At 70.3% G+C, this 13,734-nt stretch carries 11 protein-coding genes; 2 read left to right on the top strand and 9 right to left on the bottom strand.

Features of this window, described 5'->3' with window-relative positions; genetic code table 11:
* Positions 1-18: 18 nt before the first annotated feature.
* From BLW75_RS38055 to eccB, 3 genes are read right to left on the bottom strand one after another with little or no spacing between them, the layout of a single operon-like run.
* Positions 19-675 carry a response regulator gene (locus tag BLW75_RS38055; RefSeq protein WP_034319368.1) on the bottom strand — a complete coding sequence of 219 codons (657 nt, stop codon included), beginning with the start codon at positions 673-675 and terminating at the stop codon, positions 19-21.
* The gene (locus tag BLW75_RS38050; protein WP_034319371.1) at positions 672-1,412 is read right to left on the bottom strand and encodes a response regulator transcription factor; all 741 of its coding nucleotides are present in this window, start codon (positions 1,410-1,412) and stop codon (positions 672-674) included. Before BLW75_RS38050 ends, BLW75_RS38055 begins: the two co-directional genes overlap by 4 nt.
* Entirely contained in the window at positions 1,409-2,836 is a 1,428-nt protein-coding gene (gene eccB / locus BLW75_RS38045) for a type VII secretion protein EccB (protein WP_034319375.1), read from the bottom strand. Before eccB ends, BLW75_RS38050 begins: the two co-directional genes overlap by 4 nt.
* A 147-nt stretch (positions 2,837-2,983) precedes the next feature.
* Here eccB and BLW75_RS38040 point away from each other — a divergent pair, with 147 nt between their 5' ends.
* Positions 2,984-4,057 (top strand): type VII secretion protein EccE, encoded by a 1,074-nt coding sequence (locus BLW75_RS38040; RefSeq protein WP_034319379.1) that lies wholly within the window; start codon positions 2,984-2,986, stop codon positions 4,055-4,057.
* A gap of 142 nt (positions 4,058-4,199) precedes the next feature.
* Here the strand turns inward: BLW75_RS38040 and eccD are convergent, their stop codons facing one another.
* From eccD to BLW75_RS38010, 6 genes are read right to left on the bottom strand one after another with little or no spacing between them, the layout of a single operon-like run.
* Positions 4,200-5,576 (bottom strand): type VII secretion integral membrane protein EccD, encoded by a 1,377-nt coding sequence (gene eccD, locus BLW75_RS38035; RefSeq protein WP_034319382.1) that lies wholly within the window; start codon positions 5,574-5,576, stop codon positions 4,200-4,202.
* Positions 5,573-5,902, bottom strand: coding sequence for a YbaB/EbfC family nucleoid-associated protein (locus BLW75_RS38030; protein WP_016336001.1), 330 nt, complete (start codon positions 5,900-5,902; stop codon positions 5,573-5,575). Before BLW75_RS38030 ends, eccD begins: the two co-directional genes overlap by 4 nt.
* On the bottom strand, positions 5,899-6,417 hold the full coding sequence (locus BLW75_RS38025) for a hypothetical protein (RefSeq protein ID WP_091599238.1): 519 nt from the start codon (positions 6,415-6,417) through the stop codon (positions 5,899-5,901). Before BLW75_RS38025 ends, BLW75_RS38030 begins: the two co-directional genes overlap by 4 nt.
* A gap of 5 nt (positions 6,418-6,422) precedes the next feature.
* Positions 6,423-7,772 (bottom strand): WXG100 family type VII secretion target, encoded by a 1,350-nt coding sequence (locus BLW75_RS38020; protein ID WP_091599235.1) that lies wholly within the window; start codon positions 7,770-7,772, stop codon positions 6,423-6,425.
* 17 nt (positions 7,773-7,789) lie between these two features.
* Positions 7,790-8,830 carry a hypothetical protein gene (locus BLW75_RS38015; RefSeq protein WP_034319388.1) on the bottom strand — a complete coding sequence of 347 codons (1,041 nt, stop codon included), beginning with the start codon at positions 8,828-8,830 and terminating at the stop codon, positions 7,790-7,792.
* Positions 8,831-8,851: 21 nt separating this feature from the next.
* Entirely contained in the window at positions 8,852-9,631 is a 780-nt protein-coding gene (locus tag BLW75_RS38010) for a WXG100 family type VII secretion target (protein WP_034319392.1), read from the bottom strand.
* A gap of 153 nt (positions 9,632-9,784) precedes the next feature.
* Here BLW75_RS38010 and eccCa point away from each other — a divergent pair, with 153 nt between their 5' ends.
* Positions 9,785-13,726 (top strand): type VII secretion protein EccCa, encoded by a 3,942-nt coding sequence (eccCa, locus tag BLW75_RS38005; RefSeq protein ID WP_091599232.1) that lies wholly within the window; start codon positions 9,785-9,787, stop codon positions 13,724-13,726.
* The last annotated feature ends 8 nt before the right edge of the window (positions 13,727-13,734 follow it).

Genomic DNA, 13,734 nt, shown 5'->3' with positions numbered 1-13,734 from the left:
TCACGAGGCCCGAAGCGGTTACCGCAGCAGGCCTTCCCGGATCGCCACGCGGACGAACCCGGCCCGCCGCCGTTCCCCGGTCTTGTCCCGGATCCGGTCGAGGTAGGACCGCACGGTCCGCACGCTGATGTTCAGGATCTCCGCCACGTCGACGTCCCGTTCGCCCGCCGCGACCAGCCGCAGGACCTGCTTTTCCCGCTCGGACAGGACGATCTTGGGCCCGGCGTGGCGGTCTTCGCTGTCCTGGATGATCATCCCGGCCAGCGTCGGCGACACGTAGGCGTTGTCCTCGGCGATGGTGCGGATGGCGCGCAGGAGTTCGTCACCGTCGACGTCCTTGGACAGGAAGCCCTTCGCCCCGGCCTGCATGGCGCCCAGTACCTCGGGCTGCTCGGCGTGCGCGGACACCACGAGCACCTTATGCCCCATCTGTCCCACTTCGAGCACGGCGGCGGCGTCCTGGACACCGCGCAGCTTGAGGTCGAGGACGACGACGCTGCCGGGCGGCTGCTCCTGGACGGCGAACCGCGCGACGGAGTCGGCGACGGCGCCCAGCGCGATGTCGGGCGCTTCGGTGAGGACACGCGCGACGGCGTCCCGGTACAGCGGATGATCTTCGATCACCCCGACGTTGATCGGTGTGGTGCGTTTCGGCTGCTGCTCGTCTGCGTTCACCGGCGTCCTTCGAATCCGCCCGCGTCGGCGCGGGGCGCGATCGGCCGAGACGGGCCGGGCACCTCCGGCGGAGACGCGAGCCCGAGCTGGATGGCCTTGCGGACCAGACCGGCCCGCCTTCTCTCTCCGAGTTTGTCACGGATCCGGTCCAGATAACCGCGGACCGTCCGAACTCCGATGCCCAGGATGCGGGCGATGTCGACGTCGCGTTCACCCGCCGCGACGAGCCGCAGGACCTGTTTCTCCCGCGCGGAGAGCGCGACGTCCGGAGCCGCGGCGGGGCGGTCGGCGTTGTCCTTGATGATCATCCCGGCCACCACCGCGGAAACGTAGGCCCGGCCCCGCGCGACCGTCCTGATCGCGGTCAGCAGCTCGTCGACGTCGACGTCCTTGGACAGGAACCCCTTGGCACCGGCGGCGATCGCGCCGAGCACCTGCTCGGGCTCGGCCTGCGCGGACACCACGAGCACGTGATGCCCGAGTTCGGTGACCTGGAGCACGGCGGCCGCCCCGGCGATCCCCGGCAGGCCGAGGTCGAGCAGCACCACACTGCCGGGCGGCTGCGGATGGACGTGGAACCGGGCGACCGAATCGACCACGGCGCCCAGCTCGATCCCCTCGGCTTCGGTGAGGACCCGGACCACGGCGTGCCGGTACAGCGGATGGTCTTCGATCACCGCGACGTCGACCCGGTCGGTCTCCGGCCTGTCTTCGGTCGTCCGCACGTTCCCGATCACCCCGTCCCGCCCATCGCCGCCGACACCGCACGGCCTGCCTGCGCCGGATCCAGCGCGGGCCCGCGCGGCACCAGTGCCAGCAATCCATTCGGAACCGGTTGCCGTTCGGCTTGGCCGTACCCGAGGGAAGCGAGGGCCTCAGAGCTCGCCACCGGGTACTTCAGGCCCGTGTCGGTGACGACGTAGACCGTGCCGGAACCGGATTCCGCCACCACCGCGCCTCCCGACGGAGGCACGAAGACGGCGTCGGCGACCAGCGCGTCCGTCCGCGCCGTCACCGGGATCGCCTTCGCACCTTGCGGCAAGGGGACCTGCGCGGAGATAACGATTCGAGAACCCTGCACGCATAACGTCACGGACTGTCCGGTAACGGGTGCTTTTCGCGGGATCCGGTCCGGATACTCCGCGGGATCGGCCCCGCCCGTCCTCGCCTTGGCGACCTTCGGCACCGCGGCGACGTCGGCCGCGCGCACCGCGACGGGCGCTGGGACACCGGTGTAGGCGTCCGCGTTCTCCGGGGTGTTGATCAGCAGGCTCGCCTCGGTCTGGCCGATCGGCTCCAGCCCTTCGGCGCGGACGAGGTAGTAGGACGTCGCGTCGTTGGGCGACGCCATCGCGTCGACGACGCCGAGCACCGAACCGACCTTCGTCGCGGTGCCACCGACCCCCGGGCCGGGCCGTCCGGCGTCCTCGACCGCGCGGTAGGCCAGATCGCGTCCGGCGGCGACGGTACCGATCCACCGGGAGGACACCGCGATCACCGGATAGGTGTCGAACTGCAGCGCCGTTGCGGCTTCCGGGGTGAGCTTGAAGCGTCGTCCCGCCGTCACGAGGTAGCGCTCACCGTCGGGGACACGGACCACGACGGCCTGATCCCTCGGCAGGTCGACCCCGGCCGCGGGCGCGCCGAGGAGCACCGTCGTCTCCGGTTCGGCCGACGCGGGCGCATCCTGGGTCGTCCGCGAGCAGCTTGTCCACGGCGTGTTCACGAGCGCGGCCGCCGCGGGCAGCGAATCGGGGGCGCCGGGAATGCCGATCTGCGAACCCCTCGGCGCCTTCGCGAGCTTGTCCGAAGGGACGGTCACAGTGGCCTCGCCGTTGCCGCCCGCCATCAGCCGCGCGGAGGCGTAGTTGAGCACGGGGTGCAGCGCGCCGTCCTGGCCGAGGATGTAGCGAGCGCCGGTGCCCTCTTCGACGATCACCTTGCCGCCCGCCAGCCAGTCCTTGCCGCCGGAGGGGTTCAGCAGGCCGATCACGCCGAACACCGCGGTGACGAGCAACGCGACGCCGAGGCCGCACAGGGTCCCGATGACGAGCCTGCGGCTGGGGGCGACCGGATGGTTGGCGTCAGCCGAGACCAGTGCCGAAACCAGTCTCCTGCGGAGGAATTGGTAGGCCTGGATCTGGTCCCGCTGCGTCCACACGCTCCCGTCCCCCGCCGTTCGTGCCCGCCCGTTTCAAGGGTGCTCACGTTAGGTTCCGGCCTGGTTCGCGGTGAGGGTAATTTTTACGCCCCTCCCCCGCGCGGGGCGCGGCTACCGTCGTGCGCGTGCACGGAGGAGGGGAATTCCTTGTCGGTTGAAGCCCCGGCCCGCCCGGTCCCGGAACAGGCGCCCCCGCGCGGGGTCGCGGGCGCGGCGCCGCTGCCCTGGCTGCTGCCGATCCGCCCGCTGCAGGCGGCGCTCTGGGAGATCGCCGGAATCGCGATCCTGCTGGCCCTCACCGTCGACGGGATCCCGCAGGCCGCGTGGATCAGCATCGTCGCCGTCGCCGGCGTCCTCGTGCTGACGACTTCGGTCCGCTTCGCCGGACGCCACGCCGCGGGCTGGGCACTCACCTGGGCCAGGTATCGGCTGAAGCGCCGCGACAAGAACGAGGTCCCCGATCCGCTGCACCGGCTCGCCGGTCCTGTCCGGGTGCGCCAGCACGTCGACCGCGCGGGCAACCGTTTCGGGGTCGCCGAAGTCGGCGACGGGTGGAGCGCCATCGTGCGGCTCACCCCCGGCGCCGTGGCACCCTCGCCGGAAAGGCTCGTCGGCATTCTGCGCGAGGCGTACACGAGCACCGGAATCCCTTTGTCCAGTGCGCAACTGCTGACCTGGACAGTCCCTAATGGACAGTCCTTGCTGCGGGTCCGCTGGCTCACCGTCCGGTACCGGCCCGAGGACGCGCCGATCGCCGCGCTCGCCAGAGGCGGCGGAGAACTCGGCGCGCTGCGCAGCACCGCCTGCGCGGCGCTACGCCTGATGGGCGCACTCGCCGAAGCCGGGTTCGAGAGCACCGTGCTCGAAGCCGATGAGGTGGCGGAAAACCTGCGTGTCGCGCTCGGCAGTGGCCAGGGCGCGCCGGTGGACGGCTGGCGTTCCTGGGATTGGAGCGGCGCGTCGCAGGTCTGCTACCGGCCCCGGTCGGAGCGGGATCTCGCGCGGACACTGGATCTTCACGTCCCCGGCTCGGCGTTCACCGCGACTTCGTACACGCTGTACCGCTCCCCCGGCGGGCGCGAGAAGTCCGAGGTCACCATCCGGGTCGGCGGGCGACCGGGAGCGGAACCGGTGCGGCCGGGCGGGATCGCGGCGACCCCGCTGCACGGACGGCACGCGGCGGCGGTCCGGCGGACCCTGCCGCTGGCGCTGGAGAACTGAGGGGACGGGCCGGGGAGGACTCCTTTCTTCTCTGAGGGTAGGGAAGGAGTCCTCCGCGGACGTAAGGCAATTCGTCATCTGGTTGCGGTAATCGCGTGGGGTGACTACCGCAACCAGATGACGAATCGCGGGAAGAGAGCGATCAGCCCCGCACGGCCTCGTAGACGCCGGCGATCATGCCGACGAACGGGATCAGCGAGAGCAGCACCAGGAACTCGACGATATCGAGAGTCCTTGCCCAGTAAGGAGAACGGCGTCCCTTCGCGACACGCGTCGCGTAGGTGAGACAGACGCCCGCCGCGACGACGACGGCACAGCCCGCGGCGAAGACGTACGACCGCGGACCGCTCGCGGCGAGCCAGAATCCGGCCGCCGCCAGCGCCGCCGCACCGAAACCGATGAGCACGACCCGCTGCGAGCGGCCGGCGAAGGCGCGCGAGCGCAGCATCAGCGCCAGCCCCAGCAGCGCGCACAAACCCGCTTCCCAAGCCCCGCCGGACGAAGACAGGACCACCGACGCCGAAACCACGACGAGCCCGAGCGCGACGAGCAGCCCGGTCAGCAACGCCTGCGCGTACGTCGTGCCGCCGACCATGTCCTCGCCGAGCGAAGGGTTCTCGTCGGCACGGAACGCGTCCATGTCGTCGGGCACCCGCGGCAGCGGCAGCCTGCCGAGCCGCAGCGCCATCATCGGCGCGACCGCGGCCAGCGCCGTCGCCACGACGGCGACCACGGCGGCCGCCGAAACCGGGCGGACGTCGGCCAGCAGGACGATGGCGGTCGTGATCGCGCCGAGCCCGGCCGCCACCGTCACCGCGACGAACCAAGGCAGCCGATCCGCCACCGAAACGGCCGCGATCACGCCATAGACGGTCACGATCGCGAGCCCGGCGGCCAGCGGCCCGGCCGACAGGGAGAACAACGGATGCGGCGGCAGGATCGACATCCCCGCCAGCAAGGCCGCGCCGACCCCGGCGAGCGCGCCGGCGGCACCGGCCTCCGCGTCGCCGTACGCGCGGCTCAGCGCGCCACCGCCCAGCACCAGGACGAGCGCGAGCAGCCCGGTGCCGATCGGCGCCAGCACACTGCCGGACGCCGCGGCCTGCACCAGCAGCCCGCCGGCGAGCAGCAGCACCACGGACGCGACGATGCCCGCCTTGCGTGCCACCGACGGCCCCCACCGCCCGGTGCCCGACTCGGCGACGCTGGCGATCGAGTCGACGACGTCGTCGAACAGCAGCGGACCCCGCGGGCGTTCCCGCGGGGTCAGATGGAGGACTTCGCCGTCGCGCACCTGCGCCGCGGCGACCGTGAGCCCGAGCGCGAGCGGAGCACCGCCGAGCCGGGACAGCACCCAGCCGGGATGCTCGGCCGACGCCTGCCCCGAAGCGCCCGCGAGCCGCACGAGCTGCGGGACGAGTTCGGCGAACGTGCTCTGCTGCGGCAGCGCCACGTCGACGCGCGCCCTCGGTGTCACCACCGTGACGCGCCGGGTGGAGCCCGCGATCGCGGCCGTCATGCTTCGATCGACTTGGCGGACTCGATGACCGGGGCGAACTTGGCGCTGCTGGCCTCGGCCAGTTTCTGCAGCCCGTTGTTGACCGCCTCCAGCACGATCTCCGAGAGGTTGCGCGCGTCGTACTGCCGCACCGCGCGCGGGTCGATGTCGATCGAGGTGAACCGGCCGTCACCGCGCAGCACGACGGTGACCTCGTTCTGCCGCGAGTGCGCCTTGACCTCCATCGCCTCGACCGAACGCTGGATACGCTGCACCTCTTCGGTCTGCTTGCGGACCTGGTCCAGCAACTCGTCCATGTCCGGCATGGCGTAGGGGTCGGTGGTCACGAGTCTTCTCCTTCATCAGCGGTGAAATCCCGCCGGACGTGGACGCTGCCCACGAACCGCCGGAAGTCGTCGCCGAGGCCACGGGCCGCCTCGGGTGTTGCGGTACAGGCGATTTCGAGGATCAGCCGCTCGGCCGGGGACGCCCCCGGCACGGTCAGCAACACCTGCGTCTGTACGAGATCCTGCCCTTCGCCGGTGCGGATGCGCAGCACCTGCGTCACCCCCGGCGCGATCCCGGTGCCGATCACCTTGCGCCGCACCACTTCGAGCGCGGCCGTGGACCGGCCGAGGCGTTCGACGGCCTCATCGGCGATACCGGTGATCTCCGCCTGGTCGGGCCGTTGCCCGATGCTCAGGGCGATGTTCGGGGTGAACTCCGCGTACGTCCCGGAGTGCACAGCCACGAAGACCGCGCCCTCGGCACCGACGGAGGCCGGCTCGACCGGCACCCAGCCCTCGGGGATGTCGAATCCGAGCGGGAGGGAGACCCGGTCCTGCGTCATCGTTTCGCTCATCCCCGTCACCACGTGCCCACGTAGGTGATCGCGTCGTCCCACGCCTCGCCGACGGCGTCCGCCGCCTGGCCCGCCGCGCCGCTGACCGCGTCGACGGCCGCGCCGCCGTACTCGCCGACGGTGTCCGCGATCTTCGGCAGGTCGATGTCGATCTTCGCGCCGATCCCGGCACCGAGGCCGAGCGCGACACCCGCCTTGAAGTTGACCTTGATATGCCCGGCGTCGTACACGGCCTGGCCGTCGAGCTGCGCGCCGAGTCCATATTGGAGGGTGCCGCTCGCGCCGACACCCACCCCGGCCACGTCCGCCGCGAGCTCACCTTCGATCTTGCCGCCGACGAAGGCGTTGGCGTGCACACCGACCCCGTGCGCGCCCGCCTGCAGCGAACCGTTCACCTCACCGCCGACGAACGCGGTTCCCTTGGCACTGCCCGAAGCGACGCCCCACTCGCCCTTGCGTTCGAGTTCTTCCTTGAAGGCGGCCAATTCGGCGTGCCCGGAAGCCTTGACGTCCCAGCCCTGCGAGGAGATCTTGGCGTCCCACCCCGGGGTGAAGCCGTCCTGCTCCTGCTTCCACTTGGCGTAGGTGATCTCGGTGTTGCCCCAGGCCTTTTCGCCGAGGCTCTCCGGCTTCGGCCTGCCGAACGGGGTGTCACCCGCTCGCGGGGCGCGTGTGCCTTCCAGGCCGTCCCAGGTGAGCTTCTTCCAGCCGGAGTTGCCGAACCACGAAGGATGCGAGCGCGGGCGTTTACGGCCGTCGAGCGTTTCACCGTTGAGCCAGTACAGCGGGCCGCGGCCCCATTTGCCGAGTTCGTGCTCGATCCGGCCGGTGCCCTCCGGCGGGAACAGCCGCGCGAGTTCTTCGCTCAGCTCGTCGGCGATCTCCTGCGCCGCCTGCGCGGCCCGCTCGCCGAGTTGCCGGGCGGCGGAGATGAACGCGTTGACCGCGTTCGCGTTCGCCGTCCGCGCCTGGCTGATGAGTTGCGCGGCGTATTGGTCGAACTGGGCGAGGATCGAGTCCACACAGGACTTCGCGCCCTGCAGGGCCTGCGCGCCCGCCCGCAGCCGGTTCGACTGGTCGCTCAGTTTCGTGCCGAGCTCGCCGAGTTCCTGGCTCAGTTTCGTGGCGGAGGCGGAGAACGCCGTGTAGGCGTCGCCCTCCCAAGACGCGTTGAGCGCCTTCGCCGCCTTGCCGATCTCGTCCGCCCGGCCCGAAACCGTCGATGCCCGGTCGCCGCACCGCTGGCCGGCCGCGGTCAGCGCCGAAGGATCACCGGTGACCCGCCGCTGGTACTCGACCACGAGCCGCCGGTAGTTCGACAGGATCGAACTGACGACGCCCGACGCGTCGACCACACCGCTTCCCCACACGGCTACCTGCCCTTCGCCGGTGAGTCAGCTCCCGCATCGATATCGATGTGCTGCTCGAAGTGCTTCCCGCCGTAGTTCATGTCGATGTCGATATCGATGTCCTGGCCGCCCGGCGCCTGCACGGTGGACTTGCCGGTGCTCAGGTCGGTGGTGATGGTGACCGTGTTCCCGTTGCCCGCGCCCGCCCCGGGGTACGAGCCTCCGGAACCCGCGCCACCGCCGGAGGGTCTGTCCACCGGGATCCAGGCGTCGGCGCCGCCGGGCCAGTTGCCCTGGGATCCGTTCCCGCCCAGCGCCGGCGGCCGGTACTGGGTGAACGGCGGCGTCTCGCCCGGCGTCGAACCACCGCCCGCACCGCCACCGGAGCCGCCGATGGCCGCCTGTCCCGAACCGCTGGCGACCGAACCCGGCGCCTGCGGATTGGTGACCGGGGTGCCGGAGACCGCCGAGTTGCCCGCCGCGCCGTTGTCCCCGGCGTCGTTGTGCCCGAACAGTTTCTGGACCTCGCCGATGATGGTGGCGATCTGGGTGATCTGGTTGGCGAGGTCGACCACGCCGAGCGCCTTCAGCAGCGCGCCGATCGCGGTGATGAACGCGCGCAGCGAAGCACTGGTGGCGGTGGAAAGCGCGACCGCGGCACCGTAGGTCCACGGATTCGACATCAGGCCCGCGACCGTCGGGTTCACCGCCGAGACCACCGCCTTGTAGGCGGTCTGGGCGGTCTTGATCAGCGTCCCGGCGATGCCGAGCAGTTCGGCGCCCTTCTGCACGACCTGGATGATCTTGGTCAGCGAGTTCAGGGAGTCGGTGATCTTCTTCAACGCGGAATCCGACGCGGCGCCGGACCAGATCTTGCCCAGCTGCTCGGCGGCCTTCGTCACCTCGTTGTACATGGTGAGGAACTCGTTGGCCTTCTTGAGCACTTCGAGGACGTGCTTCGCGATCTGCTCCGGCTGGCCGGTGAGGATCTGCGGCAGGATCGTGATCGGCCCGCCCGAGGACGCCGTGGCGTCCATCGCACTGGAATTGGGGTAAGTCAGCATGGTCGCTCCTCAGGCCGGAAGTCAGACGGAAGCCGGGCGGTAGACACTGACCTTCGCCAGGCCGTTGATGTCCGCGTCGACGATTCCGTGGTTGTAGAGCAGCCCGCCCTCTCCGGCGATGGCGATGATCGGCTTGCTGTCGGAGAACAGGAGCGGTTCGACCACGACGACGTCGCCGCTGTGCACCCCGCCCGGCACGTCGCCGAAGTTGCGCGCCGTACCGGCGTAGACCTCGATGACCCCGACCCGCGCCTGGTTGTCGGCGTCACCGGCCAGCCAGTCGTTGAAATCCGAGACGCCGTGGAACCGCGTGTCGGTGATCGGGTGGTCGCCGAGCTGTCCCAGCCGCGCGTCCCCCAGGTAGCGCAGCACGTTGCCGACCGACGACGGCTCGCCTTGCCCGCCGGCGCTGTCGTTGATGGCCAGGGTCGCCAGCTCGGAGGCGTGCGAGTTGCCCCAGATCGACGACGACGTCGAACCCGCGCCGCCGCCGGGACGGCCGCCGTATCCGCCCGCGACCGCCTCGTCGGCGGCCTGGTAGGCGTCCGCACTGCTCTTGATGAAGCCGTTGATCTGCTGCAGCAGCTGCAGGAGCGTCCGGACCGCGACCACCTGCTGGCTCTGCATGGCCGTGTTGGCCGCCGCCACCGCGCTGCCGAAGGTGGCGAACGACATCGGCTGAAGGACGGTGCGTTCGAGGTCGGCGACGACGTTGATGCCCTGCATGATGATGCCGCCCAGGTTCCCGACCGCCGAGCGCATGGCCTCGGGCTCCGCCCGGTACTCGCCCGTGCCGACCATGGCTCTCCTTTTCTCTTTCCCCCACGTCTGCGTTGACCAGCAGCGTAAGTTCGCCACCAGACGTGAGCGGACGGCAAAAGTACCCACCGCAAGGGCGGCACGAGTGGCCAGAATGATCGGCAGGATTACCCACAAGCGGCCAGAAAGACCCTGATGAGCGCCACTCGCGACCGCCTGCCGGCCCTGGGCGAGCAGCCCGGTGAAATCGTCCTGCAGTCCCCGCCGATGCTGCCCAAGGGCTCCTCCGGCGGAGCCATGCAGCTGCTGATGTTCATGCCGATGATGCTGGGCATGGGCGCCATGTCGTTCGTCTACATCGGACGCGACGGCGGCGTGATGACGTACATCTTCGGCGCGTTGTTCCTCACCGCGATGGTGGGCATGGTGGTGATGTCACTCGGCCGCGGCGGCGCGCAGAAGAAGGCGCAGATCAACGAGGAACGCCGGGACTACCAGCGGTACCTGACCGGTTTGCGCGGTCAGGTCCGGGACATCGCGGACAACCAGCGCGCGGCGATGACGGCGCTGCAACCCGACCCGGCGGACCTGTGGGCCTGCGTCGAGACGGGCAGGCTGTGGGATCGCCGCCGGTCCGACGCCCAGTTCGGGCAGGTGCGGATCGGCACCGGGCCGCAGCGGCTGGCGACACCGTTGAAGGCGCCGCAGACCGTGCCGCTGGAGGACCTCGACCCGGTGTGCTCGACGAACCTCAAACACTTCATCCGTACCTATTCGACGGTCGACGGACTCCCCGTCGCGGTCTCGCTGCGGTCTTTCGCGCAGGTCGTCCTGTCCGGCCGCCGCCCGGACACGCTCGGGACCGCGCGGGCGCTGCTGACCCAGCTCGCGACCTTCCACTCCCCCGGCGACCTGCGGATCGCGTTGTGCGTCAAGGACGACCGGCTGCACGACTGGGAATGGGCGAAGTGGCTGCCGCATGTCGCCTCCACCGCCGCCGACGCCGCCGGTCCGCGGCGGCTCGTCGACGCCGGTGCCGGGAAGCTCGCCGAACTCCTCGGCCCCGACCTCGGCGACCGGCCCGCGTTCACCCGGCGGCCGGACGCCCGGCTGGACCTGCCGCATATCGTCGTGATCGTGGATGGCGGGCACACCCACGGCGACACGCGGCTCGTCGCCGAGGAGGGCAGGCTCGGCGTCACCGTGATCGAGATCGGCGCGGAACAGCCGCGGGCGGTCTCGTCGGAACGGCTGCTGAGCCTGCACATGAGCCCGGAGCAGCTCGGCATGGTCGTCGGCGACGGGACGGAGCAACGGCTCGGTTTCCTCGGCAAGCCGGACACCTTGGACCGCGGTGCCGCCGAAGCGCTGTCCCGGATGCTGACGCCGCTGTTCCAGGGCGCGGCGGTGGTCAGCGAGGCGCCGATGTCGGCGACGTTCGGGCTGGCCGGGCTGCTGGGCATCGGCGATCCGCGCGACACCGACACCGAGGTCACCTGGGCGCCGCGGTCCGCGCGGGACCGGCTGCGGATCCCGCTGGGCGTCAACCCCGAAGGCAGGCCGGTCGAACTCGACCTGAAGGAATCGGCCGAAGGCGGGATGGGGCCGCACGGGCTGGTCATCGGTGCGACCGGATCCGGTAAGAGCGAGCTGCTGCGGACGCTGGTCACCGCGCTCGCCGTCACGCATTCGTCGGAGAAGCTGAACCTCGCGCTGATCGACTTCAAGGGTGGCGCGACCTTCGCCGGGATGACCGGGCTGCCGCACACCTGCGCCGTCATCACCAACCTTTCCGACGATCTCGCGCTGGTCGACCGCATGGCGGACGCGCTGAACGGCGAACTGCTGCGCCGTCAGGAACTCCTGCACGCGGCCGGAAACTATGCGTCGGTGCGGGACTACGAAAAGGCCAGGGAATCGGGCGCCAACCTGCGGCCGTTGCCGTCGCTGCTGGTGATCATCGACGAATTCAGCGAGCTGCTGTCCTCACGGCCGGAGTTCATCGACCTGTTCGTCGCGATCGGCCGGCTGGGCCGGAGTCTCGGGATCCATCTGCTGCTGGCCTCGCAGCGGCTGGAGGAGGGACGGCTGCGCGGGCTGGATTCGCATTTGTCCTACCGGATCGGCCTGCGGACGTTCTCCGCGTCGGAGAGCCGCGCGGTGCTCGGTGTCGCCGACGCCTACCAGCTGCCGCCCGTGCCGGGCTCGGCGTATCTGAAGTCCGATAACGACACCCTCATCCGGCTCAAGGCCGCGTACGTCTCGGGCGAGTTGCCGCCGCGCAGCAAGATCGTGCGCAAGGACGGACAGAGTCTCGGGCTGATGCCGTTCACGCTGGCCCCGGTCGAGATCCCGGTGACCGTCGAAGCCGAGGCGCCGGTCGAAAAGGGCACCGGCGAGACCATCATCGGCGCGATGATCTCGCGGATCGAAGGCAAAGGCCCGGAGGCGCACCAGATCTGGCTTCCGCCGCTCGCCGAACCGCCCACCCTGGACCAGCTGCTGCCGCCGCTCGGCGAAGACCCCTCGCGAGGGTTGTGCCCGCTGGGCTGGGGCGGCAACGGCAAGCTGATGATCCCGGTCGCCCTGGTGGACAAGCCGTTCGAACAGCGGCGCGACATGCTGTGGGCCGATTTCTCCGGTGCCGCCGGGCACGCGCTGATCGTCGGTGCGCCGCAGAGCGGCAAAAGCACACTGATGCGGGACATCGCCGCGATGCTCGCGCTCACCCACACCCCGGAAGAGGTCCAGCTGTTCGTGCTGGACATGGGCGGTGGCGCGCTGGCGCCGATCGCCGGGCTTCCCCACGTATCCGGCTACGCGACCCGGCGCGACGCCCAGCGCTGCCGCCGTGTCGTAGCGGAACTGACGACGTTGCTCGAACAGCGCGAGGAGTTCTTCTCCGCCAACGGGATCGAATCGATCACGACGTTCCGCCAGCGGCGTTCGGAGTTCCGGGAGAGCACGGAAGGCCGCGAGTTCGGCGACGTCTTCCTGTTCGTGGACAACTGGACCACGATCCGCCAGGAATACGAGCAGCTGGAGGAACAGATCACCAGCCTGGCCTCGCGCGGGCTCGGTTTCGGCATCCACGTCGTCGTCTCGATCAACCAGTGGATGGGCATGCGGGCGCCGCTGCGCGACGCGATCGGGACCAAATTCGAGCTGCGGCTCGGTGAGCCGGCGGACTCGCTGATCGACCGCAAGATCGCGCAGAACGTCCCGGCGGACCGGCCGGGACGAGGGCTGACCGCGGACAAACTGCATTTCCTCGCGGCACTCCCGCGGATCGACTCGGATCAGCGCCCGGACACCGTCGGCGCCGGTGGCCTGGACCTGAACCGCCGGATTTCCGCCGCCTGGAAGGGTGCGGCGGCGCCGCAGGTCCGGCTGCTGCCTCCCGAGGTCCCGTTGGACTCGCTGGAAGCCGGGCCGCGCAAGCAGATCACGCTCGGCATCGCGGAATCGAACCTGCGGCCGGTGTATCTCGACTTCGCCACCGAACCGCATTTCCTGGCCTTCGGTGACGTGGAGTCGGGCAAGAGCTCGCTCCTGCGCGCGATCGCGCAAGGCATCGTGTCGAAGTACTCGGCGGAAGAGGCCGCGATCGTCGTCGCCGATTACCGGCGAGGATTGCTGGGCGCGGTGCCGGATTCACATCTGCTCGGCTACGCGGGTTCCGAAACCGTGCTGACCGGGCTGATCGACCAATGCCAGCAGGCCATGCGGAACCGGCTCCCCGGTGCGGACGTCACTCCGGATCAGCTGCGGAACCGGTCGTGGTGGCGGGGTCCGGAGCTGTTCGTCCTCGTCGACGACTACGAAATGGTCGCCACCGTGGGCCGCAATCCATTGCAGCCGCTGCTGGAATTCCTGCCGCAGGCGCGGGACATCGGGCTCCACCTCGTCATCGCGCGCGGCAGCGGCGGTGCCGGGCGATCCCTGTTCGAGCCTGTGCTGCAACGGATTCGGGAGCTGGGTTCCCCCGGTCTCGTGATGTCCGGGTCGCGGGACGAAGGAGCGCTGCTCGGCGAGGTGAAGCCCGGGCCTCAGCCCGCCGGACGCGGTGTGCTGGTGTCGCGGCGGCACGGGACGGGGCTGGTGCAGGTGGCTTGGACGAAGCCCGTGGAGGACTAATCTCGGAG

The sequence above is a fragment of the Amycolatopsis lurida genome, from assembly GCF_900105055.1.
GTDB lineage: Bacteria > Actinomycetota > Actinomycetes > Mycobacteriales > Pseudonocardiaceae > Amycolatopsis > Amycolatopsis lurida.
Note: the sequence above shows the minus strand (reverse complement) of the source record. Positions and strands in the feature narration are given on the sequence as shown.